The sequence below is a fragment of the Streptomyces sp. NPDC001204 genome, from assembly GCF_053598035.1.
On sequence record NZ_JBSFJL010000042.1, the window covers coordinates 1 to 23,857 of the forward strand.

The following is a 23,857-nucleotide window of genomic DNA, read 5'->3' on the forward strand; positions in this document are numbered from 1 at the left end:
CGGGAGAGCGTGGTCATGTGGTGGTCCGGAATGCGCGGTGTCGCCTCGGTGGCGCTCGCCCTGGCCATTCCGCTGAAGACGGACAGCGGCGCGCCCTTCCCCGACCGGGACGAGATCGTGTTCATCGCCTTCGGGGTGATCATGGCGACGCTCGTGCTCCAGGGGCTCACGCTGCCGTGGCTGGTCAAACGGCTGGGGGTGCGGGCGGACACCGAACGGGAGAAGGCGTTCGAGGAGGAGCTGGCGGCGCGGGCGGCGCGGGCGGCCAGGCGGCGGCTGCGGGAGATCGAGGAGGTCGAGGAACTGCCGGAGGAGCTGTCCGAGCAGATGCTGCGGCGGGCCTTCGACATCGGGCTGCGGATCAGCCCGCAGTGGGGGGAGGAGGAGCGCCGGGAGGGCCACGACAAGCGCGTACGGCGGCTGAAGCGGTTGCGGCGGATCCAGAGCGAGATGCTCAGCGCGGCGCGGCACGAGGTGCTGGCGGCGCGCCGGGAGCCGGGGGCCGACCCGGAGATCGTGGACCGGGTACTGCGCCACCTGGATGTACGCAGTCTGCGGTGAGCCCCGCTCGGCGTACGGGACCGGCCGGTGCCGTCTCGGTACTCTCGCGACCATGAGTCGCAACGTCGTCATCAGCGGGGGCGGAACGGGGATCGGACTCGCCGCGGCGCGGACCTTCGCGGCCGACGGGGACCGGGTGCTGCTGCTCGGGCGGCGGGGCGAGGTGCTGCACCGGGCCGGGGTGCCGGGCGCGCTGACGTTCGCTGCGGACGTCGGTGACGTGGCCGGGGCGCGGTCGGTCGCCCGGTTCGTGGCCGACGAGCTCGGGGCGGTGGACGTGCTGATCCACAGCGCCGGAGGGTCGGGGCGGCTGGAGCCCCGGGTGGAGCGGGAGGATCCGCTCGACCTCGTCGCCGACAACTGGTTGGTCAACTTCCGGATCAACACCCTGACCGCCGTGCTGCTCACGGAGGCCCTCAAGGAGCGGCTCGCCGAGCCGGGCGGCCGGGTGCTGTTCCTCAGCTCCATCGCCGCCTACCGCGGTTCGGGCAGCGGCGCCTACGCCGCCTCCAAGGCCGCGCTGCATCCCTACGCCCACGATCTGGCCCGCCAGTTGGGCCCGCGCGGGATCACGGTGAACCTGGTCGCGCCCGGGTACGTCGAGGACACCGACTTCTTCGGCGATGCGATGGACGACGCCCGCCGCGAACGGCTCATCGCCGAGACCTCCACCGGCCGCCCCGGCACCCCGGGCGACATCGCGGCCACCCTCCACTGGCTCGCCTCCCCGTCCGCCGCCCACATCACCTCCCAGATCATCCAGGTGAACGGCGGCGCGGAACGCGGCCACTGAGCCCGCAGCGCGGCCACGGCCACCGAACACGCGCCGCTGGGCGGCGGACGATCACCGCGGACGGTACGCGGGGACGGACGGGACCGATGACTGCGGGCCTGGCCCGAGCGTGGGGCTCGGGCACCGGTGGCGGGTGGGTGGTCAGCCGGAGGCCGGCTGGGAGTTGTTGAAGGTGGGGTGGGGCGTGCCGTCGTGGGGTGGGGTGGCGTTGGCCGTGGTGACACGGGGGAGGGCGTAGGGGTGGTGTTCCGAGAGCCAGCGGAGCATCTGCTCGCGGACCACGACCCGTACCGTCCAGATGTCGTCGGCGTCCTTCGCCGTCACCAGCGCCCGTACCTGCATCGTGGTCGGCGTCGTGTCCGTGACCACCAGGTTGTAGGCGCGGCCGTCCCAGGCCGGGCACTCGCGCAGGATGTCGCGCAGCTTCTCGCGCATCGCGTCCATCGGCGCCCGGTGGTCGAGGTGGAAGAAGACGGTGCCGGTCATCTGCGGGGTGCCGCGCGACCAGTTCTCGAACGGGTTGGACGTGAAGTACGACACCGGCATGGTGATCCGCCGCTCGTCCCAGGTCCGTACCGTCAGGAAGGTCAGCGTGATCTCCTCGACCGTGCCCCACTCGCCGTTGACGACCACGGTGTCGCCGATCCGCACCATGTCGCCGAAGGCGATCTGCAGTCCCGCGAACATGTTGCTCAGCGTGGACTGCGCGGCGACACCGGCGACGATGCCGAGGAGGCCGGCCGAGGCCAGCAGTGAGGCACCGGCCGCGCGCATCGCCGGGAAGGTCAGCAGCATCGAGGCCGCCGCCACCACGATGACCACCGCCGAGACCACGCGCATGATCAGCTCGACCTGGGTGCGCACCCGCCGCACCCGGGCCGGATCCCGGTGCGCCCGGGCGTTGGCGTAGCGCGTGTACGTGGTCTCGACGACGGCCCCCGCGATCCGGATCACCAGCCAGGCCGCCGACCCGATCAGCACCAGGGTCAGCGTCCGGCCGATGCCGACCCGGTGCTGCTCCAGCAGCTGGGCCTGGTCGTAGGAGCCGCGCAGCAGGGCGGCGCACAGCACGAGCTGGTAGGGGACGCGGGCACGGCGCAGCAGGCCCCACAACGGTTTGTCGTGGTGCCGTTCGTCGGCCTTGCGCAGCAGCAGGTCGGTGGCCCAGCCGATGACCAGTGTGAGGACGACCGAGCCGCCGACGACGATCAGAGGGCGGAGTACGTTCTCCATGCCTGCGAACCTAACCCGCGACGCGCGGTGTGAACCTGTGTGGATGTGAAGATCGCGGGTAGGGCGCGGCGGTGTGACGAGGCTCTCTTCGGGCGGACGCGTACCGCGGTGGGCCGATGCCGTCGTACCCGGCTGGCACCATGGGCCCATGAACATCGTGCTCTTCCACTCGACCTACGGCCTCAGACCCGCGGTGCGCCAGGCCGCGGACCGGCTGCGTGCCGCCGGGCACGAGGTGTGGACGCCGGATCTCTTCGAGGGCCGTACGTTCGACACCGTCGAGGAGGGCAGGGCCTGCCAGGAGTCGATCGGCAAGGACGAGCTGCTCAAGCGGGCCGTGCTGGCCGCGGCGCCCTACTCGGAGCGGGGCCTGGTCTACGCCGGGTTCTCGTTCGGGGCCGCCACCGCGCAGACGCTCGCCCTCGGCGACGAGAAGGCCCGCGGACTGCTCCTGCTGCACGGCACCTCGGACGTCGCGCCGAACGCGAGCGCCGAGGACCTGCCCGTCCAGCTGCACGTGGCCGAGCCCGACCCGTTCGAGCCGGACGACTGGCTGAGCGCCTGGTACCTCCAGATGGGCCGCACCGGCGCCGACGTGGAGGTCTACCGCTACGCCGGGGCCGGCCACCTCTACACCGACCCCGACCTGCCGGACTACGACGAGGAGGCCGCCGAGGCCACCTGGCGGGTGGCGCTCGGCTTCCTCGCGGAGCTCGAAACCGACTAGGGCCGCCGGCCGGGGCTCAGACCGGGTCGTAGGCGCGTTCGATCCTCTGCGTGCCGCTGCGTGTGCGGTACGAACGGGTCCAGGCCGAGGTCGCGTTCGGGCTGGTGCGGTCGGACAGCACGTAGTAGTCCAGCTGCGCGCGGTCGGCGGTCAGGTCCAGCACGCCGTAGCCGTGGCGGTCGGTGTCGACCCAGTGGACGTGCCGGTTGGCGGCACGGATCACCGGCGCGGCGATCGCCGAGACCGTGCCCTCGGGAACCTTGACGAAGTCGTCGAGGTTGTCGGAGGTCACCGAGGTGACCACGAACTCCGTGGCGGCGGACGCCGACAGCGGGTACGTGCCGGCGTCCACCGGGACGTCGTTGGCCCACGCCATGTGGATGTCGCCGGTCAGGAAGACGGTGTTGCGGATGGCGTTCGCGCGCAGATGGGCCAGCAGTTCGCGGCGGTCGTCGGTGTAGCCGTCCCACTGGTCGGTGTTGACGGCCAGGCCCTCCCGCGGCAGACCGAGCAGCTCGGCGAGCGGCCTCAGCAGGTCGGCGGAGAGCGAGCCGACGGCGAACGGCGCGATCATCACCGAATTGCCGACCAGTCTCCAGGTGGTGTTCGACGCCTTCAACCCGGCCTTGAGCCAGTCGAGTTGGGCGCGGCCGGTGATCGTGCGGTCCGGATCGTCGACCGAGCCGCTGCCCGTGGCGGCCTGCTGCGAGCGGAAGGACCGCAGATCCAGCAGGGACAGATCGGCCAGCTTGCCGAAGCGCAGCCGCCGGTAGGTGGTGCCCTCGACCGCCGTGCGCACCGGCATCCACTCGAAGTAGGCCTGCCGGGCGGCCGCCGCGCGGGCGGTCCAGGTCCCCTCGGCGCCCTCGGTGTGGTTGACCGCGCCGCCCGACCAGGCGTTGTCCGCGAACTCGTGGTCGTCCCAGATGGCGATGACCGGCGCGCTGTGGTGCAGCGCCCGCAGATCGGGGTCGGTCTTGTACGTCGCGTGCCTGGTGCGGTAGTCGGCGAGGTCGAGGATCTCGTGCGCGGGGACGTGCGGCCGCACCACCTTGCCGCGGGCCGCGAACTCCCCCGACTCGTACTCGTAGATGTAGTCGCCGAGGTGCAGCCAGGCGTCGAGGTCGCCGCGGGCCGCGAGGTGGCGGTAGGCCGCGAAGTGGCCGGCCTCCCAGTTGGCGCAGGAGACCACGCCGAAGCGCAGGTTGGCGACGGCGGCGTCGGCGGCGGGCGCGGTGCGGGTACGGGCGATGGGGGAGTCGGTGCCCCCGGCCGAGAAACGGAACCAGTAGTCGGTGGCCGGACGCAGTCCCCGGACGTCGGCCCTGACGGTGTGGTCGGAGGCGGCCGTCGCGGTGGTCGAGCCCTCGGCGACGACGTCGGTGAACCTCTTGTCCCCGGCGACCGCCCAGCGCACCTCCGTGTCCGGGCCCAGCCCGGAGCCGGGTACCGCCTCGGGGACGGGGGTCACGCGGGTCCACAGCAGGACGCCGTCCGGCAGAGGATCGCCGGAGGCGACGCCGTGCAGGAAGGCGGGCGCACCGGTGGCGGCGCGTGCGGGCAGCGCGGCGGCGAGCGGGCCCGCCAGAACGGCGCCTGCCGCCGCGGCCTTGACGAACGTACGGCGGCGCGCGACGGGTGAGTCGGCGCTCTCGAGGTGGCTCTGTCGACTGGTCACGGGCGATCAGATTACTGACCGGTAAGTGCGAAGAGCGGGCGAACCGGAAAAGGTTCGCCCGCTCTTCGCGCGGGATTCACGGCAAGCGGCGGCGCCGCCCGCCCGGGGATCAGCCCTTGAGGGCCGCGTCCACCGCCGTGTTGAACTCGTCCACCGTCATCGGCGGGTTCTGGGTGCCGGGGGTGGTCACCTTCTTGCCGTCCATGACCAGGCTCGGGGTGCCGTCCACACCGTCCTTGTTGTTGTCGAAGGTCTTCGACATGGCGACCGCCCAGGCGTCGTACTTGCCGCTCTTGACGTCGTCGCGGAACGACGCGTTGTTCTTCAGGGCCGGCACGGTGTCCGCCACCTTGATGAGGTAGTCGTCGCTCTTGAACTTGTCGTCGGTCTCCTCCGGGTGCCACTTCTTCGAGTACAGCGCGGCCTTGTACTCGAGGAACGCCTCGGGGCTGACGTTGAGCGCGGCGCCCATGGCGCTCATCGAGTTCTTGGAGCCCTCGCCGTTGTCGTGGTTGTCGATGAAGGTGCCGCCGATGTACTGGAGCTTGAACTTGCCGTCGTCGACGTCCTTCTTGACGGTCGCGCCGACCGCTTCCTCGAACTGGCTGCAGATCGGGCAGCGCGGGTCCTCGTAGATCTTGAGGGTCTTCTGGGCCGAGCTCTTGCCGATGACCACGGTCGTGCCGTCGGTGCCGGTGGTGTTGGCCGGGGCGACGACCTTCTCGTCCTTCACGGCCTCCCAGTGGCTGGGCTTGTTGGCCTGGACGACGGCGTAGCCGATGCCGCCGGCCGCAGCCAGCACGGCCACGACCGCGCAGGCCACGGTTATCTGCCGCTTGACCTTGGCCCGCTTGGCCTCGCGCTCGCGCTCGGCGCGCAGCCGCTCCCGGGCCGCCGTCTTCGCCGACTGGCTGTTCCGCTTGCTCATGGTGGTGTTCTCCTGTGGGACGCGCGCAGCTTCGTGCGCGGGACTGCGAATGGGGGACTGGTCGTGCTCGGGGCGCCCGGGGTCGTCGCTCAGACGAGCGCGAGGGCGTCCGGGCACGGCGGTCCGCGCCGTCCCAGGGAGTGCACGAGGATGCGGGCGCGCAGCGCGGCGATCCGCGGCGCGGGACGCGCCGGCCGGCCCACCGAGCGGGTGCTGCGCACCGTGACCGCCGCCACCGCGAGCAGCAGCGGCCGGAAGGTCGTGGCGGCCACCGCGCACAGCAGCTGGGCGAGCGCCCGCTCGCCGCGGCGCAGCCAGCCGGCCGCGACCAGGCCGACGGCGACGTGCGCGGCCAGCAGCAGCCAGGCCGTGGCCGGGTCGGCGTGCGCGAGCAGTGCGGTCAGCCGGCCGGTGTCGGTGCCGGTCATCTGGGCCAGCGGGGTGCCGACGTCGGTGTGCCCGCCGCACAGCACGTCGAAGCCGACCGAGCGCAGGGGACCGGCGACCGGGCCGCCCGCGGGGCCGTAGCAGAGGTGCTGGCCGGTGGTGAAGACGGTGTCGGCCGCCAGCTCCAACGGGACCAGCAGGGCGGCGATCCGCCCGAAGCCGCGCTCGCGGCCGGCCAGGGCGTAGGAGAGCAGGAACACGGCGACCGCGACCGCGGCCACCGTGCTCAGCGGCAGCGGGACCCGTGACAGCAGCACGTGCGACGCGGTGCTGAGCGTCACGACCACGGCCGTGAACAGCGCCGCGCGCACGGCTCTGAGTTTGGTCCCGGATATGTCCATAGCGAGACAAGAGTCTGTCATGCGGGCGGGTAAGAGACCCCTAAAGGGTTCCTGTGTGCGGCCCATCCGTCACAGACCCGGGATCCCTCCGTTGCGCAGCAGGTCCACGAAGACGCGGTGGTCGGCACGCGCGCGTGCGCCGTAGGCGTGCGCGAAGTCGGCGAGCAGCGGCGCGAAGCCCTCCTCGTCGCCCGCGATCGCCGCGTCGATGGCCCGCTCGGTGGAGAACGGCACCAGGGACTCGCCCGAGGTGTCGTCCGCCGCCGCGTGCATGGCGGCCGTGGCCCGGCCCAGGTCGGCGACCACCTGCGCGATCTCCTCCGGGTCGTCGACGTGGTCCCAGTCCAGGTCCACGGCGTACGGCGAGACCTCGGTGACCAGCCGGCCCGCGCCGTCCAGCTCGGTCCAGCCCAGCCACGGGTCGGTGTGCGCCTGGAGGGCACGCCGGCAGACCACCGTGCGGTGGCCCTCGTGCTGGAAGTGGTCGTGGATCGCCTGGTCCGTGATGTGCAGGGAGGCCGCCGCGGTCCGGGCCGGCTGGATGGAGATCACCACGTCGTGCTCCAGGGCGTCGCTGTGGCCCTCCAGGAGGATGTCGTACGACAGGCCGGCCGGGCCGATCCCGTGGCGGCCGACGACGTCCTTGACGCGGTAGGACTCCGGGCGGGCCAGCGACGCCTCGGGCAGGGTCTCCAGATAGCCGTCGAACGCCGCGAGGACCTTGTAGCGGGTGGCGGCGTCCAGCTCGACCGCGCCGCCGCCGGGCGCGAAGCGTCGCTCGAAGTCGCGGATCTCGGTCACCGACTCCAGCAGCCCGGCACGGGTCAGCGAACGGGCGTCACGCAGCGTGTCCAGGAGGGGGCCGTCGGCCGTGTCCAGCGTGAAGGGCGGCACCTCGTCGCTCTTGGCGCCGGTGGCCAGGGCGTGGATCCGGTCGCGGTAGGCGGTCGCGTAGAGCGTCACCAGCTCGGTGATCCGGTCGTCACTGAGCGCCTTGGCGTACCCGACGAGGGCGAGGGAGGCGGCGAACCGCTTGAGGTCCCAGGTGAAGGGGCCGACGTAGGCCTCGTCGAAACCGGTGGCGCTGAAGACCAGCCGGCCGTCGGCGTCCATGTAGGTGCCGAAGCTCTCCGCGTGCAGGTCGCCGTGGATCCACACGCGCGAGGTGCGGTCGTCGAGGTAGGGTCCGCCGCGCCGGTCGGCGGCCAGGTCGTGGTGGAAGAGACAGGCCGTGCCCCGGTGGAACGCGAGGGCCGAGGCCGCCATCCTCCGCAGCCTCGTGCCGAACGCGGCCGGATCGTCGGCCAGGAGCTCGCCGAAGGCGGTGTCGAGGACGGCGATGATCTCCTTGCCGCGCTGCTCGTCGCTGAGCTGGGGGACCGACATCGCGGAGTGCCTCCTGGTGCAGGTGGTGCATGACGTGTGGAGTGGGTCCGGCTTGGGCGTTCCACCACACCAACGTCCGGCGGTGCGGCGGAGTGCCCGCGCTGTCCCGCCTGAAGGTACGGCGCGAACGCGGCTGCGTGTCAGTGCCGGGGCATAGACTTCGACGCTGTCCCCCGGACTGTCCGCAGCACGTCGTCTATGTTGTCCATGGAGGCCGAACCGTGTCGAAGCCGCCGTTCACGCACCTGCACGTCCACACCCAGTACTCGCTGCTGGACGGTGCCGCGCGGCTGAAGGACATGTTCAACGCCTGCAACGAGATGGGCATGACGCACATCGCCATGTCCGACCACGGAAACCTCCACGGGGCGTACGACTTCTTCCACTCCGCGAAGAAGGCCGGAGTCACCCCGATCATCGGGATCGAGGCGTATGTCGCCCCTGAGTCCCGGCGCAACAAGCGCAAGATCCTATGGGGTCAGCCGCACCAGAAGCGGGACGACATCTCCGGTTCCGGCGGTTACACCCACAAGACGATGTGGGCCGTGAACAGGACCGGCCTGCACAACATCTTCCGCCTCTCCTCGGACGCCTACGCCGAGGGCTGGCTCCAGAAGTGGCCCCGGATGGACAAGGAGACGATCGCCCAGTGGTCCGAGGGCATCGTCGCCTCCACCGGCTGCCCCTCCGGCGAGGTCCAGACCCGGCTGCGCCTCGGCCACTTCGACGAGGCCCTGAAGGCCGCCGCCGACTACCAGGACATCTTCGGCAGGGACCGCTACTTCCTGGAGCTGATGGACCACGGCATCGACATCGAGCGCAAGGTCCGCGACGGCCTGCTGGAGATCGGCAAGAAGCTCGGCATCCCGCCCCTGGTCACCAACGACTCGCACTACACCTACGCGCACGAGGCCGGCGCCCACGACGCCCTGCTGTGCATCCAGACCGGCAAGAACCTCTCCGACCCCGACCGCTTCAAGTTCGACGGCACCGGCTACTACCTGAAGTCCACCGAGGAGATGTACGCCATCGACTCCTCGGACGCCTGGCAGGAGGGCTGCGCCAACACCCTCCTGGTCGCCGAGATGGTCGACACGACCGGCATGTTCGAGAAGCGCGACCTCATGCCCAAGTTCGACATCCCCGAGGGCTACACCGAGGTCACCTGGTTCAAGGAGGAGGTCCGCCGCGGCATGGAGCGCCGCTTCCCCGGCGGCGTCCCCGAGGACCGTCAGAAGCAGGTCGAGTACGAGATGGACGTCATCATCCAGATGGGGTTCCCGGGCTACTTCCTCGTGGTCGCCGACTTCATCATGTGGGCCAAGAACAACGGCATCGCGGTCGGCCCCGGCCGTGGCTCCGCGGCCGGCTCGATCGTCGCCTACGCGCTCGGCATCACCGACCTCGACCCGATCCCGCACGGCCTGATCTTCGAGCGGTTCCTCAACCCCGAGCGCATCTCCATGCCCGACGTCGACATCGACTTCGACGAGCGCAGGCGCGTCGAGGTGATCAGGTACGTGACGGAGAAGTACGGCGCGGACAAGGTCGCCATGATCGGCACCTACGGCACCATCAAGGCCAAGAACGCGATCAAGGACTCCGCGCGCGTGCTGGGCTACCCGTACGCGATGGGCGACCGCATCACCAAGGCCATGCCCGCCGACGTCCTCGGCAAGGGCATCCCGCTGTCCGGCATCACCGACCCCGAGCACCCCCGCTACTCGGAGGCGGGCGAGGTCCGCGGGATGTACGAGAACGAGCCGGACGTGAAGAAGGTCATCGACACCGCACGCGGTGTGGAGGGCCTGGTGCGGCAGATGGGCGTGCACGCGGCCGGCGTGATCATGTCCAGCGAGACCATCACCGAGCACGTCCCGGTCTGGGTCAGGCACACCGACGGCGTGACCATCACGCAGTGGGACTACCCGAGCTGCGAGTCGCTCGGCCTGCTGAAGATGGACTTCCTCGGCCTGCGCAACCTGACGATCATGGACGACGCCGTGAAGATGGTGAAGTCCAACAAGGGGATCGACATCGATCTCCTGGGCCTGGAGCTGGACGACCCCAAGACCTTCGAACTGCTCCAGCGCGGCGACACCCTCGGCGTCTTCCAGTTCGACGGCGGCCCCATGCGCTCCCTGCTGCGCCTGATGAAGCCGGACAACTTCGAGGACATCTCCGCCGTCTCGGCCCTGTACCGGCCGGGCCCGATGGGCATGAACTCCCACACCAACTACGCCCTGCGCAAGAACGGCCAGCAGGAGATCACGCCCATCCACCCGGAGCTGGAGGAGCCGCTCAAGGAGGTCCTGGACGTCACCTACGGCCTGATCGTCTACCAGGAGCAGGTGCAGAAGGCCGCCCAGATCGTCGCCGGCTACTCGCTCGGCGAGGCCGACGTGCTGCGGCGTGTGATGGGCAAGAAGAAGCCCGAGGAGCTGGCGAAGAACTTCACCATCTTCCAGGAGGGCGCCCGCAAGAAGGGCTTCAGCGACGAGGCCATCCAGGCCCTGTGGGACGTGCTGGTCCCCTTCGCCGGCTACGCGTTCAACAAGGCCCACTCGGCCGCGTACGGCCTGGTGTCGTACTGGACCGCCTATCTGAAGGCCAACCACCCCGCCGAGTACATGGCCGGCCTGCTGACCTCCGTCAAGGACGACAAGGACAAGTCGGCGGTCTACCTCAACGAGTGCCGCCGCATGGGCATCCGGGTGCTCCCGCCCAACGTCAACGAGTCCCAGTCGAACTTCGCCGCGCAGGGCGACGACGTGATCCTCTTCGGCCTGTCCGCCGTGCGCAACGTCGGCACCAACGTCGTCGAGTCCATCATCAAGTCCCGCAAGGCCAAGGGGAAGTACGCCTCGTTCCCCGACTACCTCGACAAGGTCGAGGCGGTGGTCTGCAACAAGCGCACCACGGAGTCGCTGATCAAGGCGGGCGCCTTCGACGAGATGGGGCACACCCGCAAGGGCCTCACGGCGCAGTACGAGCCGATGATCGACAACGTGGTCGCGGTCAAGCGCAAGGAGGCCGAGGGCCAGTTCGACCTCTTCGGCGGGATGGGCGAGGAGACCAGTGGCGAGCCCGGCTTCGGGCTGGACGTGGAGTTCTCCGCCGAGGAGTGGGACAAGACGTACCTGCTCGCCCAGGAGCGGGAGATGCTCGGCCTCTACGTCTCCGACCACCCGCTGTTCGGCCTGGAGCACGTGCTCGCGGACAAGGCCGACGCGGGCATCTCCCAGCTCACCGGCGGCGAGCACGCCGACGGCGCGGTCGTCACCATCGGCGGCATCATCTCCGGCCTCCAGCGCAAGATGACCAAGCAGGGCAACGCCTGGGCGATCGCCACCGTCGAGGACCTGGCGGGCTCCATCGAGTGCATGTTCTTCCCGGCGACCTACCAGCTGGTGTCGACCCAACTCGTCGAGGACGCCGTGGTGTTCGTCAAGGGCCGCCTCGACAAGCGCGAGGACGTGCCGCGTCTGGTCGCGATGGAGCTGATGATCCCCGACCTGTCGAACGCGGGGAGCAACGCCCCGGTGATCCTCACCATCCCGGCGCTGAAGGTGACCCCGCCCATGGTGAGCCGCCTCGGTGAGATCCTCAGCCACCACAAGGGCGACAGCGAGGTCCGCATCAAGCTCCAGGGGCCGAGCAGGACGACGGTGCTGCGTCTGGACCGGCACCGGGTCAAGCCGGATCCGGCGTTGTTCGGCGATCTGAAGGTCCTGCTCGGCCCGTCCTGCCTGGCCGGCTGACATGAACGAGGGGCGTACCCGTGCGCATCGGGTACGCCCTCTCGTCGATTACCGCGCTTTGTTCAACAGTCCATGGACCGGACTCAGTTGTGGCCGAAGCGCTTCTGACGTCCCTTGCGGGCCATGGCAGTCGGACTCGTCTGCGGACCCTGGGCGTGATGCTCGGGCTGCGACTCCGACGTGGAGTGCTCCGTCTCCTGCGGGCCGTTCGCGGCCACGGACGCCTTCTGCCGGCTGCGGTCCTGCTTGCGGTTCTTGGCCATGGTGATCAGCCTCCTGTGGGGGATCTAGGGGCCAGGGCCGGGACCAGATTCACATAGGCCGACAATGAACGCATGTTGGATAATTACCGTATGTAACGCGGGGCGTCGGGGCGCGGGCGCCCGAAACGCCACGCCGAAGATCGAGTTCGGGCCGTTAACCCCGGCCGGGTCGGGCAGACTCGAAGCACATCCCGAAGCACATCCCGAAGCACATGCCGAAGCAACCTCCCGGAAAGAGGGTGGATCGCGTGGACCGCTGCATCGTCCTGGTGGACGCCGGGTATCTGCTGGGCGCCGCGGCCAGTCTTCTCGCCGGGGAGCCGTCGCGGTCCCGGATCACCGTCGACCACACCGCCCTTGTGCAGGGGCTGCGTGAACAGGCCGAGTCCGACACGGAGCGGCCCCTGCTGCGCATCTACTGGTTCGACGGCGCGCCCGACCGCGTACCGCAGCCCGAGCACCGCAGGCTGCGCGTGATGCCCCGGGTCACCGTCCGGCTCGGCGCTCTCACCCGCAGCGACGGACGCTGGGCGCAGAAGGGCGTGGACGCAGCGATGCACGCCGAACTGACCGAGCTGGCCCGCAACCGCGCCTGCTCCGACGTCGTCCTCGTCACCGGCGACGGCGATCTGCTGCCCGGCATGATGGCCGCCAAGGAGCACGGCGTCGCCGTCCACCTGTGGGCGGTGCAGGCCGCCGACGGCGACTACAACCAGTCCGAGGACCTGGTCGCCGAGGCCGACGAGCGGCGCGTGCTGGACCGCACGTGGATCACTAAGGCCGTGCGCGCCAAGGAACTCGGCGGCATCTGCGCGCCACCGCCCGCGCCCCGCCCCGAGATCGCCGCGATCCTCTCCGCGCCGCTGCCCGAGTCCACGCTCACCCAGGCCGCCGAAGGCCCCGCCGAACAGCGGCAGCACCCGGCCGCCGCCGCGGGGCGAGGCGGCACCGAGGAGCGGGTGCCCGCCGCCAAAGGCGTGCCCACCCCCAAGGACCTCGCCGCCCTGCGCGCCCCCGGCACCCCGCACGCGCAGCACCCCTCCACGGCGACCCTGCGCTGGTCCTCGGACCGGGGCTGGGTGGACCGGCCGGGCCTGCCCGCCGAGCCCCCCGAGGCCGCGTCCATGCCGACGCTCGCCCAGCTGACGACGGCCGAGCAGCGGTGGGCGGACCGGGAGGAGGACATCACGACCGTCGGCGGCGACCCGTACGAGGTGGGACAGGTCTTCGCCCGGCGCTGGGTGGACCGGCTGGGTGACCAGGCACACCTTCAGAAACTGTCGTCGATGTACCCCCGGATCCCGCACCGCGTCGACGGCGAGCTGCTGCGCTACGCCGCCCGCTTCGGTCTGCTCGCGCACAAGGACGACCAGATCGACGAGCACGACCGGTACGCCATCCGGGCGGGGTTCTGGCGGGAGATCGACGTACGGACGTCCACCGAGCGCGCTCCCGTCGCCGACTGAACCGCGGACCGGACCGGTTCGGGGCGCCCCGAGGGCGAGTGAGGCTCCGCGACCCCGTACCCTCGTCCCTTGTGAGTACGCGCACGGCACAGGCATTTCGGCCCGGGGACGACGTCGTGTGCGCGGTGCGCGGACTGACCCGGACCTACCCCGCGGTACGCGGCAGGCGCGGCGCACCCGGGACGCCCACGGTGCTGGCCACCGACGCGGTCGAACTCGACGTCCGGCGCGGCGAGATCTTCGGGCTGCTCGGACCGAACGGCGCCGGCAAGTCCACCCTCGTGCGCCAGCTCACCGGGCTGCTGCGCCCCGACAGCGGCACGGTCGAGATCCTCGGCCACGACATCGTGGCGCACCCCGAGCGGGCCGCGCGGATCCTCGCCTACCTCGGGCAGGAGTCCACCGCCCTGGACGAGCTGACCGTATCGCTCGCCGCCGAGACCACCGGGCGGCTGCGCGGCCTGGACCTCAGGCGGGCGCGGGCCGAGCGGGACGCCGTCCTCGACGAGCTGGGTCTCGCGCCGATCGCCGGGCGCCCGCTGAAGAAGCTCTCCGGCGGCCAGCGGCGGCTCGCCTGCTTCGCGGCCGCGCTGGTCGGCGAACGCCCGCTGCTGGTGCTCGACGAGCCGACCACCGGGATGGATCCGGTGGCCCGGCGAGCGGTGTGGTCCGCCGTCGACCGGCGGCGCGCCGAACGCGGCACGACCGTCGTCCTGGTCACCCACAACGTCATCGAGGCCGAGACGGTCCTGGACCGGGTCGCCGTCCTCGACCAGGGCCGGGTCATCGCCTGCGACACCCCGGCCCGGCTCAAGGAGCGGGTCTCCGGCGAGGTGCGGGTCGAGCTGGTGTGGCGGGAGCGGGCGCCCCTGGAGGTGGCGGAGGTCGCCGTGCTCAGGGAGCGGGCCGTGGAGTCGGGCCGCCGCTGGACGCTGCGGCTGGCGCCCGAGGACGCCCGCGCCGCCGTCGCCACGGTCACCGGCGGGGCCGCCTTCGCCGCCCTGGACGACTTCACCCTGACCACGCCCAGTCTGGAGGACGTGTACCTGGCGCTGGGCGGCGCCGCCCGGCAGGGGCTGGTGAAGTCATGAGCCGTGTGGTCGCCATGAGCGCGGGGAGCGACGGATCCGCGGAGGACTACGCTGGCGCCGGGGGGACCCCGTCCGGTGCGGGAGACGCTGCCGCGCCGGCCGCGTGCGCCGCCGCAGACGAACCGGCCGCGTCGTTCGCTGCCGCGCCGGCCGCGTGCGCCGCCGCAGACGAACCGGCCGCGTCGTTCGCTGCCGCAGGTGAGCCGGCCGCGTTCGCCGCCGGAGGTAACCCGGTGGCGTTCGCTGCCGGAGGTGAGCCGGCCGCGTGCGCTGCCGCAGGGAAAGGGAGCAGTTCGACGTGAGTGTCGTACCCGCCGGTGTGCTGCCGGGCGCGACGGCCGTACAGGACGGCGGCGCCGGTGAGGCGGCCGTGCTCGGGCCGCGGGCGCGGCTGTGGCCGTCGCTGGCCGCCGTGTACCGGGCCCAGCTGTCCCGGGCGCGGGTGGCGCGGATCCCGCTGCTGTTCGTGGCGACCTTCCAGTCCGTCGGCATCATGATCATGATGCGGGGCGTGGTCAGCGGTGGCAGCGAGGCCCGGTTCGTGGTGTCCGGCGCCTCGGTCGTCGTCGTCGCCTACGTCGCCCTGAACCTGCTCGCCCAGTACTTCGGGCAGCTGCGGGCCAGCGGCGGGCTCGACCACTACGCGACGCTGCCGGTGCCGCCCGCGGCCGTGGTGCTGGGCGCGGCGGCCGCCTACGCCTCCTTCACGGTGCCGGGCACGCTGGTGACCGCCGTGTTCGGGTGCGTGCTGTTCGGGCTGCCGCTCGGCAACCTGTGGGTGCTGGTGGCGGTGATCCCGCTCGCCGGTGCCGCGCTCTCCGGGCTCGGCGCGGCCTGCGGGCTGCTCGCCCCGCGCCCGGAACTGGCCACCCTGCTGGGCCAGTTGGGCATGTCGGCGGCGCTGCTGCTGGGCGTGCTGCCGCCCGACCGCATGCCCGAGGCCGTGCGGCTGCTGCGCGACCTGCTGCCGTCCACGTACGGCGTGGAGGCCTACGCGCACACCTTCGCGGCCCGTCCCGACTGGGCTCTGGTGGCCGGCGACATGGCCGTCTGCGCCGGGGTCGGGGTGGTCTCGCTGGCCGTCGCCACCTGGGCCTATCGCCGGGCCGCCGTCCGGTGACGCGGCTTTCCCCCGCAACTGGCACGATGACAAGGTGACCGCTCCGTTGACTCCGCCACCACCGCCGCGCCGGCGCTCCTCACAGCATTCCGGGTCCTCAGAGTCCCCGGGATCGGGATCGGGATCCGGGCAGGCCCCGCAGCCGGGGCCGGTCTCGCCCTGGCAGTCCTGGCAGGTGCCGCCCGCCGGAGCCCGGCCGGTGACCGCGTACGAACAGGACGGGCCCGGATGGGCGGCCGAGGTCCGGGAGGCCGTCGTCGTCATGGTCGCCGTGGCGCTCTGCGGGGTGCCGCTGGGACTGCTCTGGCTGCGGCTGGCGCCCCGGGTGCCGCTGATCGCCGATGTGTCCGGGAGCAGCTGGGTCGTCTACCTCAAGGACACCGAGGGGGAGCAGGCGATCGGCGTCGACGGCACGTTCACGCTGCTGGCTCTGGCCTTCGGCGTGCTGAGCGCCGCGGTCGTCTTCCTGGTGCGGCGGCGCGGGGGCGTGCCGCTGGTGGTGGCCCTGTGCGTCGGAGGACTGCTCGGGTCGCTGCTGGCGTGGCGGCTCGGGGTGTGGCTCGGGCCCGAGCAGGACGTGGTCGCCCACGCCAAGGCCGTGGGCAAAGGGGTGACGTTCCCGGCACCGCTGAAGCTCGAAGCCCTGGGGGCGCTGCTTGCCTGGTCGCTGGCCGCGCTGATCGTCCACCTGGGGTTGACGGCCCTGTTCGGGCCGCGGGACCCGGAGCCGGACGCGACGGCGTTCGGACCCACCTTGCCGCCGGAGTGAGCCGTACGCGGTGAGCGCACGCGCGGAGCGGACGGCCCGGTTCCTCGGTTTGCCGTCCGTGCGCGTCCCGGCCGCTCTCGGTGGGCCGGCCGCCGGACGGGATCGGGCTCGTGCCGCCCGCGCGGGGCCGCCGCGAGTACCGGTCCGCGAGACGTCACACGGCTTCGGACGCCCGCCCCGGGCCGCGACCGCAGGGCGCGACCCGTCGTCGTGCGCCCGTCCGGTCACGCCGGGCGGTGGCCATTCGCATGACCCTTCCGCATGCGCCCTTTGCGCTTGCGTGTCCTCTTCGAGAGGTTCCCGACCCAGCCCAGCCCAGCCCGGGCCAGCCCAGCCCGGGCCGTTCGGCCAGTGGGCGGTACCAACGCCGGCGGGCCGTGGCCGCCCGGCCCGCTGCCTCTGTCCGCGCCTTCCGCGTTCCGTTCGGCCTGGTCCGGGGGTTCGGGCCCGTCAAGTCAAGGTGTCGAGGAAGGCGGCCAGAACCCGTTCGAGCGCCTGGTCGCCGACGGTCGCCGGGTCGACGGCGGCCAGTGCCGCGCCGAGGTGCGGATGGTCGTCCTCGCCGCCCGCGGTCGCGCCGGGTGGGTCCCCAGCACGCGGGCCAGGCGTGGCGCTACGCCGACATCCTGGCCGCCGGCGGCCGGGTCGCCCTCGCCTTGGACTGGCCGATCGCGCCCTACGACCCGCGCGAGGTCATGGCCGGCGCCGTGCCGCGCCGGACCGTCGGGCAGACCGGCCGCGCCCCGCACCTGCCCGGGCAGGCCCTCACCTCGCTGCAGGCCCTGCGCGGCTACACGGCCGACGCCGCGTACGGCGCCGGCGAGGAGGCGGTCGCGGGCCGGATCGCCCCCGGACTGCGCGCCGATCTGACGGTGTTCGCGGGCGACCCGTTGCACTGCCCGGCCGACGAGCTGCCGCTGCTGCCGGTCGCGGCCACAGTGGTCGACGGCCGGATGGTGCACCGCGCCGGTGTGTGAGGCACGGTGATCCGGCCGGCGGCGGGACGCGGCCGTGCGGCCGTGCGGTCTCAGGGCCTCGAAGGCGACGGCCTTCGTCGTCGAGGGCCGGACGCGGCCGGGTGTGAGCGGTCGTGCTCGGTTTCACCGGCGCCGGGCAGGCCCCGGGAGGGCCGGCCGGCCCGGCCGGTCAGGCGCGCCCGATCGGGGCGAGGGTCGCGTTCGTGAGATCCACCAGGTCGCCGGGGGACAGTTCCACCTCCAGGCCGCGGCGGCCCGCCGAGACGCAGATGGTGTCGTGGGCGGGGGCCGAGTCGTCCAGGACCGTGGGGAGCCTCTTGCGCTGGCCGAGGGGGGAGATGCCGCCGCGGACATAGCCGGTGGTGCGCTCCGCGAGGGCCGGGTCGGCCATCGCCGCGCGCTTGCCGCCGACCGCCGCCGCCAGGGCCTTGAGGTCCAGGGAGCCCGCGACCGGCACCACGGCCACCGTCAGGGCGCCGTCGACGTCGGCCACCAGCGTCTTGAAGACCCGGTCCGGGGACACACCCATCGCCTCGGCCGCCTCCTCGCCGTAGGAGGGGTGGGAGGGGTCGTGGTCGTAGGAGTGGACCGCGAACGGCACCCCGGCCGTGGTGAGCGCCACCGTCGCGGGTGTACCGCCCGGCTGCCGCCCGCCGCCCTTGTTCGGACGCGCTCCGCGCGCCCCTTCTTCCCCTTGGTGCTTCTTCGACTTCTTCGCCACCCGCCGCATCCTCCCAGACGGGCCGGAACGAGAGGAACGTCCCCTGTCCGGAGACCTTGATCGGGCCGGGTTCGCCTGATCGTCGAGCCGTCCTTCTTCCCTTCTTCGTGTGGAGGATGTGGAAGATCCAGATACGGCTGGGGCTGGTGTTCGGGGAGATGCAGAGCGGTCCGTCGCGTCAATTCTGGCTGGTTGGAGCCTTTGTCAGGTCGGCCGCGGGCAAGGACGGCAGGCTGCGGATGATGGCCGTCTCCGAGCGCAGGAGCCGCAGCTCGTCGCGCAGCCGTGAGGCCGTGTCCGGGGCCTGGAGCAGACGCTGCCGCGTCGGTGTGTCCAGCATCATCGCGGCGGCGACCAGATAGGAGACGACGTCCGGCTCGTCCGGCAGGTCCGCTCCGGTCGCCAGCGACCGCTCCCGGGCTCCCGCCAGCCGCTTCTGGTACTGGCGGAAGGACCGCAGCACCCCCTCGGCCAGCGCGCCCGCCTCGTCGCCGGGCTCCTCGATCAGCTCCTGCAGTTCCGCCACGAGGTACGGACCGGAGGCGTCCACCGACAGCAGCCGGACCCGGGTCGTGCCGGTGGCCAGCACCTCGAAGGTGCCGTCGGCCCGCTCCCGTATCGTCGCCGCGTCCGCGACGCAGCCCACGGAGTGGAAGGCCTTGGCCGGATCGGGGCCGAAGCCGGCGGCGGGGCCGCGTTCGGGCAGTGCGGTCGGATCGGGCATGCCCGGGGCGCTCACGGCCACTTCGTGGCCGTCGCGGATCGCTACGACGGCGAACCGGCGCGGTTCGTCCTCGGGTGTCTTCAGCAGCGCGCGCATCATGGCGCGGTAGCGCTCCTCGAAGACGTTCAGGGGCAGCACCAGTCCCGGGAACAGCACCGTGTTCAGGGGGAAGAGCGGAAGGCGGACGGTGGTCACGGCGCAAAAGCCTAATGCTCGCCGCGACGGGCGCGTCCGCCGAGCCCGTATCGCGGGCGCCGGGACGGCCGCGCGGGCGGTGCCGACCCCAGGCCGGCGCGCAGTTTCAGGAAGAGGCCGAGGGGGTCGTCCGACAGCCGGTCCCAGGGGAAGGAGGTGGCGTACGGGCCGACAAGGCGCAGCTGCGCGAGGGCGTCCTCGTGGCGTTCGAGCCGCAGCAGGACGCAGGTCAGCAGGTTGCGGATCTCCGCGGGCCAGGTCACGGCCGCCGGGAAGCGGGCGGAGAAGGCGATCGCCCGGTCGGCCGCCGCGTGCAGCCGGGCCCGCGGCACCTGCGGACCGCAACCGTCGGTCAGATAGGCGAAGGCGGCCCGGACCGGCAGGGCCTGGACGAGCGAGTCGGCCGGGGCGTCCTGGGCGGCCAGGTCGGCGAAGTCGAAGCACTCGCGGTGCGAGCCGTGCCAGGAGGCGGTCAGATAGCGCAGGGCGGCCACATGACAGCCGTAGTGGTGCGGGGCCCGGCGGACCGCGGCCTCCCACAGCTCCTCGAAGTACCGGTGCCCGGCGCGGCTGCCGCGCGCGTGGTCCAGGGCGACGCGCCACGGCACCGGGTCACGGCCGTCGGCGCGTGCGGCGGCCGTGATCAGCGGGCTGACCGCGCGCAGCAGCTCCGCCCGCGCGGGCGAGGTCCAGGCGCGGTCGACCGCGAGCTGGGCGGCGACCAGCAGCGCGTCCGGGTCGTACGGGGCGGCGGCCCGCCAGGTGTCCAGCCATTCCGGGCGGGAGCGGGCGATGGCCGCCAGCCGCGTCGCGTACCGGTCGCGCTCCTCCCACCGGGCCCCCTCCCGGGTGCCGGCGAGCAGCGACGCGGCGGGCCCGTACGCGCCCTGGGCGGCGGCGACCAGCGCCGGGCCGAGAGGTTCGTCCGGCGCGTCGAGGAGCACCTCGTCGTCGGCGGTGAGCCCGGCGGCGGGGCTGGAGGCGGTTCTTGTCATCCGGGTGGGGCGGATGAACGCGGGCATCGATGCCATGGTGCCGACCATTGAAAGACGCAGGTCGCGGACGCGCCAGGGGGTTCGGGCAAGGCGAGGAAAGTTGTACAGCGGATGGTCAAGGTCAAGTAAAAGGTGGTGATTTCAACAACTGTCGGCGGGCTCTGCGGGAGCGGCGGTTTCTCCGCGCTCCCCGGCACTTCCGGGGTCCCCGGCGTGCCCGGGCTCCCCGGCTCTTCCGCGGTCCTGCACCCGGGTCCGGTACAGCCACAGGGCCACACCCGTCGCCAGCACCCCGATCGCCACGCCCAGTTCCGTGAAACCGCCGTAGCCGCTCACCGAGAACCCGGTCGCACCGACGACGAGGATCACGCTCAGCAGCGCGGCCAGCACCCACGCCACCGGCACGAGGAACGACGGCAGGCGGATCGGCCGCGCCGCGTCCGGCCGGTCCCGGCGCAGCAGGGCGAACGCCGACAGCGCCAGCACGTGCGTGAGGATGTAGCCCAGGTTGCCCGCCACGATGATCGCCAGCGGTGTCTTCAGCACCGTCAGCGTCGTGATGTTCAGGACCAGGGCGACGACCAGCGCGCGCACCGGCACGCCCCGCCCGTTCAGCACACCGAACTGCCGGATCGTCGTCCCCTCCACGCCCATCGTGTAGAGCACCCGGGAGCCGTCGGCGAGACCGGTGACCATGATGAGCAGCAGCGAACCGATCAGGAACACCACCATCAGGTCGGCCCCGCCGCCGATCAGGTCCTGGAAGGCCCTGACGTAGAACGTCGTCGGCTCGTCCGAGATCGGTTTCTCGCCGACGTAGCCGGCGAGCGCCAGCGGCATCAGCACGAACACGCCGAGACCGAACAGCGCGCCCGCCCGCAGCGCCCGCGAGGTGTCCTTCACGGTGTCCCGGTACTCCGGTGCGAAGGTGGCGCACACCTCCACGCAGAAGCAGGTCCACGCCATGATGTACAGCCAGACCAGCGCCTCGCGCAGACCGGCCGCGCCGTGCAGGTCCCAGTGCAGCCGGGAGGCGTCCCACCGGCCGCTGAGGAAGGGGCCGACCATGAACACCAGCAGCGGCACGAGCAGCATCCCGCCGGTCAGGTACACCACCCACATCGCCGCGTGCAGGCCGACCAGGGCCGCCGCGAACAGCAGCACGATCACGCCCAGACCGACGACGATCGGGAAGGTGAGCCGCACCGGGCCGAACGCCAGGCTCCACCGCTGCCCGGGGAACCACTGCGCCTGCACCAGCGAGCCCACGATCCCGGCGTACACCGACAGCGCGGTGGTCCACGGGAACCAGTAGCCGAAGGACGCCAGCGGCCCGACGACCGGCGCCCGCCGTTTCCAGCCCTCCGTCGCGTAGTGCGCGATGCCCCCGGAGGACTCGGGGAACATCGCCGCCAGTTCGGTGTAGATCCAGTTGGTGACGGCGGCCAGCACCATCGCGGTCGCCCACAGCACGACCGCTCCCCAGCCGCCGAGGCCGCCGATGGAGCCGCCCAGCGAGGCGACCAGCGCGGCCGGCATGGTCAGCGACAGGGCGAAACCGTCGTACCAGCGCATCTTCTTCGGCAGCGCGGGCGCGGCCCCGTCTTCTCGGTCCCCTCGCACGGGTGGCTCGGGGTGTGACGCAACAGGCATGGAGATCCCCCTTCAGGGGTGCTCGGAGCAGGGGCCCTACAGATCGAGGACGAGCCGTGCGCCCGCGCTGCGCGAGACGCAGATCATCATCGTGTCGCCGGCGGCCTGCTCCTCGGGGGTGAGCAGATCGTCGCGGTGGTCCGGCGTTCCGGCGAGGACCTTGGTCTCGCAGGTGCCGCAGATGCCCATCTCGCAGGAGGACGGAACCGGTGTCCCCGACTCGCGCACCGCGTCGAGGACGCTGCGGTCGGCCGGGACGGTCACCTCGGTGCCGGAGCGGGCCAGCTCCACGGTGAAGGCGCCCGCGCCGGCCGGACCGGGCGCCGCCGGGACGGCCGTGAAGCGCTCGGTGTGCAACGGGCCGGGATGCAGGGCGCGTACGGCGTCGAGCAGCCCGCCCGGGCCGCAGGCGTACACCGTCGCCCCGGGACTCGGTGCGAGGTGGGCGGCGAGGTCCGGGCGGCCCGCCTCGTCCTCCGGGACGACCGTGACGTGCCGCGGCGGCAGCTCGCCGAGGAACGCCATCGTGGTGCGCGAGCGGCCCGCGTACAGCATCCGCCAGGGCCGGCCGAGCGCCGTGAGGCGCCCGGCCATGGGCAGCAGCGGTGTGATGCCGATCCCGCCCGCGATCAGTACGTACTCGTCCGCGTCCTCGACCAGCGGGAAGTTGTTGCGCGGCGCCGAGACCGGCAGCACCGTGCCCGGACGCAGCGCGGAGTGCACCAGCCGCGAGCCGCCGCGGCCGTCGTCGACCCGCAGCACCCCGATCCGGTAGTGGGACAGGTCCTCCGGGTCGGAGCACAGCGAGTACTGCCGGACGAGGCCGCCGGCCAGATGCAGGTCCAGGTGTGCGCCGGGCGTCCACGCCGGCAGCCGGCCGCCGCCGGGATCGGCCAGGGTGAGCGCGACGACCCCGTCGGCGGCGTCCTCCCGTGCCGCGACGCGCAGTTCGCGCGGGGCGTCGGCCGGCCGGCTCATGGTCGTGCGCCTTCCGCGTCCACCAGGCCGGCGGTGCGGCGCATCAACTCGTGGAAGGCGCGCCGGTAGTTGAGGGTGAACAGGTCCGCGGGCGCGGAGAACTCCGGCACCTCGGCGTCCCAGGGCACCTCGCGCGGCTCGATGTTCGCGGTGATCGGCAGGTCCTCCAGGTAGACCATCTCCTCGACCCGCAGGCACTCCTCCAGCGAGGCGCCCTTGAAGTCCCGCTCGTTGGCGACGCCCCAGAAGATCCGCACCTCCTCGTAGGACACGGGGGAGGGGAAACCCGCGACCACGCGCAGACCGGCGTCGCCGTAGTGGTAGCTGATGGACGCGAAGCCCGGGGCGGCGCAGTGGTACGCCATCAGGCAGTCGCCCTGCGCGGCCCAGTCGCCCGTTCCGGCGTCCAACTGGTGGTCCATGTACACGTCGATCCCGTCGCGGCGCACCGTCAGCGGCGCGACGACCTCCGGCGTGGGGCCCATCGACACCTGGTGGACGAAGGGGAAGTGCGCCACGTCGCGGAAGTTCTCGATCGCCACGGCGACGCCGGTGCGCGACGACAGCGGTTCGGCGGCGAGCCACACCAGGTCCCGGCCGTGCCACTCCTCCGGGTCGTACAGCCCCGTGACCGGGTTCTCCAGGACCGTCCACACATGGCCGAACCGCTCCACGGCCGGGTAGGTGCGGATCGCGGCCTTCGGCGGGATGCCCGACTGGTCGGCGAGCGAGGGGACGTGGGTGCAGCGGCCGTCCGTGCCGTCGAACCGCCAGCCGTGGTAGGGGCAGCCGAGGGAGCCGTCGGTGACGACGCCCTGCGACAGGTCGGCGCCGCGGTGCGGGCAGCGCCGTGCGTTGACGTGGGCCGTGCCGTCGGACGAGCGCCACACCACGAGCTTCTCGCCGAGCAGCGTCGCGGGCTGCGGGGTGGCGAGGTCGGTGGAACGGGCGACGGGGAACCAGGAGTGGCGCATGGCGCGCTCGGCCTGCTCGCGTTTGGTGGGAGCGGAGGTGGATGAAGACATGAGGGTGTCCTTGGGAGGCGTACCG

Annotated in this window: 21 protein-coding genes; 9 read left to right on the forward strand and 12 right to left on the reverse strand. The window is 72.2% G+C overall.

What is annotated here, in order from left to right:
• A partial coding sequence (locus tag ACWC91_RS36795) for a cation:proton antiporter domain-containing protein (protein ID WP_450726232.1) occupies positions 1-561 on the forward strand: 561 nt, incomplete at its 5' end.
• 52 nt (positions 562-613) lie between these two features.
• Complete coding sequence (locus ACWC91_RS36800) at positions 614-1,354, forward strand: SDR family NAD(P)-dependent oxidoreductase (RefSeq protein ID WP_225074270.1); 741 nt, start codon at positions 614-616, stop codon at positions 1,352-1,354.
• A gap of 141 nt (positions 1,355-1,495) precedes the next feature.
• Here the strand turns inward: ACWC91_RS36800 and ACWC91_RS36805 are convergent, their stop codons facing one another.
• Positions 1,496-2,587, reverse strand: a complete 1,092-nt coding sequence (locus ACWC91_RS36805; RefSeq protein ID WP_225074269.1) for a mechanosensitive ion channel family protein — start codon at positions 2,585-2,587, stop codon at positions 1,496-1,498.
• Between the two features lie 148 nt (positions 2,588-2,735).
• Here ACWC91_RS36805 and ACWC91_RS36810 point away from each other — a divergent pair, with 148 nt between their 5' ends.
• Positions 2,736-3,314: a dienelactone hydrolase family protein gene (locus ACWC91_RS36810; RefSeq protein WP_225074268.1), complete on the forward strand. Its 579-nt coding sequence runs from the start codon at positions 2,736-2,738 to the stop codon at positions 3,312-3,314.
• A 16-nt stretch (positions 3,315-3,330) separates the two neighbouring features.
• Here ACWC91_RS36810 and ACWC91_RS36815 read toward each other — a convergent pair whose 3' ends face one another.
• The 4 genes from ACWC91_RS36815 to ACWC91_RS36830 all read right to left on the reverse strand — a co-directional run bounded on the left by ACWC91_RS36815 (position 3,331) and on the right by ACWC91_RS36830 (position 8,094).
• Complete coding sequence (locus ACWC91_RS36815) at positions 3,331-4,992, reverse strand: alkaline phosphatase D family protein (RefSeq protein WP_450644831.1); 1,662 nt, start codon at positions 4,990-4,992, stop codon at positions 3,331-3,333.
• A gap of 109 nt (positions 4,993-5,101) precedes the next feature.
• Positions 5,102-5,920 (reverse strand): thioredoxin domain-containing protein, encoded by an 819-nt coding sequence (locus tag ACWC91_RS36820; protein ID WP_225074266.1) that lies wholly within the window; start codon positions 5,918-5,920, stop codon positions 5,102-5,104.
• An 89-nt stretch (positions 5,921-6,009) separates the two neighbouring features.
• Entirely contained in the window at positions 6,010-6,708 is a 699-nt protein-coding gene (locus tag ACWC91_RS36825; RefSeq protein ID WP_225074265.1) for a hypothetical protein, read from the reverse strand.
• Between the two features lie 69 nt (positions 6,709-6,777).
• A complete protein-coding gene (locus ACWC91_RS36830) occupies positions 6,778-8,094 on the reverse strand; it encodes a DUF2252 domain-containing protein (RefSeq protein WP_450642778.1) in 1,317 nt (438 codons plus the stop codon).
• 221 nt (positions 8,095-8,315) lie between these two features.
• On the opposite strand from ACWC91_RS36830, the gene dnaE reads away from it, so the two are divergent.
• Positions 8,316-11,855, forward strand: coding sequence for a DNA polymerase III subunit alpha (gene dnaE, locus ACWC91_RS36835; RefSeq protein WP_225074263.1), 3,540 nt, complete (start codon positions 8,316-8,318; stop codon positions 11,853-11,855).
• An 83-nt stretch (positions 11,856-11,938) separates the two neighbouring features.
• Here dnaE and ACWC91_RS36840 read toward each other — a convergent pair whose 3' ends face one another.
• Positions 11,939-12,118: a hypothetical protein gene (locus tag ACWC91_RS36840; protein ID WP_225074262.1), complete on the reverse strand. Its 180-nt coding sequence runs from the start codon at positions 12,116-12,118 to the stop codon at positions 11,939-11,941.
• A 248-nt stretch (positions 12,119-12,366) separates the two neighbouring features.
• Here ACWC91_RS36840 and ACWC91_RS36845 point away from each other — a divergent pair, with 248 nt between their 5' ends.
• The 5 genes from ACWC91_RS36845 (at position 12,367) to ACWC91_RS36865 (ending at position 17,541) form a co-directional block, all read left to right on the forward strand.
• Positions 12,367-13,584, forward strand: coding sequence for an NYN domain-containing protein (locus ACWC91_RS36845; protein ID WP_225074261.1), 1,218 nt, complete (start codon positions 12,367-12,369; stop codon positions 13,582-13,584).
• Between the two features lie 116 nt (positions 13,585-13,700).
• Positions 13,701-14,675 carry an ABC transporter ATP-binding protein gene (locus tag ACWC91_RS36850; protein ID WP_225074465.1) on the forward strand — a complete coding sequence of 325 codons (975 nt, stop codon included), beginning with the start codon at positions 13,701-13,703 and terminating at the stop codon, positions 14,673-14,675.
• 298 nt (positions 14,676-14,973) lie between these two features.
• Complete coding sequence (locus tag ACWC91_RS36855; RefSeq protein ID WP_281155105.1) at positions 14,974-15,795, forward strand: ABC transporter permease; 822 nt, start codon at positions 14,974-14,976, stop codon at positions 15,793-15,795.
• Between the two features lie 34 nt (positions 15,796-15,829).
• On the forward strand, positions 15,830-16,564 hold the full coding sequence (locus tag ACWC91_RS36860; RefSeq protein ID WP_225074259.1) for an AAA family ATPase: 735 nt from the start codon (positions 15,830-15,832) through the stop codon (positions 16,562-16,564).
• Positions 16,565-17,145: 581 nt separating this feature from the next.
• Positions 17,146-17,541: an amidohydrolase family protein gene (locus tag ACWC91_RS36865; protein ID WP_450642776.1), complete on the forward strand. Its 396-nt coding sequence runs from the start codon at positions 17,146-17,148 to the stop codon at positions 17,539-17,541.
• Positions 17,542-17,710: 169 nt separating this feature from the next.
• Here ACWC91_RS36865 and ybaK read toward each other — a convergent pair whose 3' ends face one another.
• From ybaK to ACWC91_RS36895, 6 genes are all read right to left on the reverse strand, one after another.
• Complete coding sequence (gene ybaK, locus ACWC91_RS36870) at positions 17,711-18,262, reverse strand: Cys-tRNA(Pro) deacylase (protein WP_374113874.1); 552 nt, start codon at positions 18,260-18,262, stop codon at positions 17,711-17,713.
• A gap of 178 nt (positions 18,263-18,440) precedes the next feature.
• On the reverse strand, positions 18,441-19,181 hold the full coding sequence (locus ACWC91_RS36875) for an LON peptidase substrate-binding domain-containing protein (RefSeq protein ID WP_450642774.1): 741 nt from the start codon (positions 19,179-19,181) through the stop codon (positions 18,441-18,443).
• A gap of 11 nt (positions 19,182-19,192) precedes the next feature.
• Complete coding sequence (locus ACWC91_RS36880) at positions 19,193-20,224, reverse strand: hypothetical protein (protein ID WP_225074257.1); 1,032 nt, start codon at positions 20,222-20,224, stop codon at positions 19,193-19,195.
• Positions 20,225-20,317: 93 nt separating this feature from the next.
• Positions 20,318-21,829 (reverse strand): amino acid permease, encoded by a 1,512-nt coding sequence (locus ACWC91_RS36885; protein WP_281155103.1) that lies wholly within the window; start codon positions 21,827-21,829, stop codon positions 20,318-20,320.
• A gap of 36 nt (positions 21,830-21,865) precedes the next feature.
• Complete coding sequence (locus ACWC91_RS36890) at positions 21,866-22,807, reverse strand: PDR/VanB family oxidoreductase (RefSeq protein ID WP_225074255.1); 942 nt, start codon at positions 22,805-22,807, stop codon at positions 21,866-21,868.
• Positions 22,804-23,832, reverse strand: coding sequence for a Rieske 2Fe-2S domain-containing protein (locus ACWC91_RS36895; RefSeq protein ID WP_450642773.1), 1,029 nt, complete (start codon positions 23,830-23,832; stop codon positions 22,804-22,806). The genes ACWC91_RS36890 and ACWC91_RS36895 overlap by 4 nt, the downstream gene beginning before the upstream one ends.
• Between the last annotated feature and the right edge of the window lie 25 nt (positions 23,833-23,857).

Coding starts and splice junctions, on each gene's coding strand:
- ACWC91_RS36800 (WP_225074270.1), top strand. CDS start 614: ATGAGTCGCAACGTCGTCATCAGCGGGGGCGGAACGGGGATCGGACTC.
- ACWC91_RS36805 (WP_225074269.1), bottom strand. CDS start 2,587: ATGGAGAACGTACTCCGCCCTCTGATCGTCGTCGGCGGCTCGGTCGTC.
- ACWC91_RS36810 (WP_225074268.1), top strand. CDS start 2,736: ATGAACATCGTGCTCTTCCACTCGACCTACGGCCTCAGACCCGCGGTG.
- ACWC91_RS36820 (WP_225074266.1), bottom strand. CDS start 5,920: ATGAGCAAGCGGAACAGCCAGTCGGCGAAGACGGCGGCCCGGGAGCGG.
- ACWC91_RS36825 (WP_225074265.1), bottom strand. CDS start 6,708: ATGGACATATCCGGGACCAAACTCAGAGCCGTGCGCGCGGCGCTGTTC.
- ACWC91_RS36830 (WP_450642778.1), bottom strand. CDS start 8,094: ATGTCGGTCCCCCAGCTCAGCGACGAGCAGCGCGGCAAGGAGATCATC.
- ACWC91_RS36840 (WP_225074262.1), bottom strand. CDS start 12,118: ATGGCCAAGAACCGCAAGCAGGACCGCAGCCGGCAGAAGGCGTCCGTG.
- ACWC91_RS36880 (WP_225074257.1), bottom strand. CDS start 20,224: ATGGTCGGCACCATGGCATCGATGCCCGCGTTCATCCGCCCCACCCGG.
- ACWC91_RS36885 (WP_281155103.1), bottom strand. CDS start 21,829: ATGCCTGTTGCGTCACACCCCGAGCCACCCGTGCGAGGGGACCGAGAA.
- ACWC91_RS36890 (WP_225074255.1), bottom strand. CDS start 22,807: ATGAGCCGGCCGGCCGACGCCCCGCGCGAACTGCGCGTCGCGGCACGG.
- ACWC91_RS36895 (WP_450642773.1), bottom strand. CDS start 23,832: ATGTCTTCATCCACCTCCGCTCCCACCAAACGCGAGCAGGCCGAGCGC.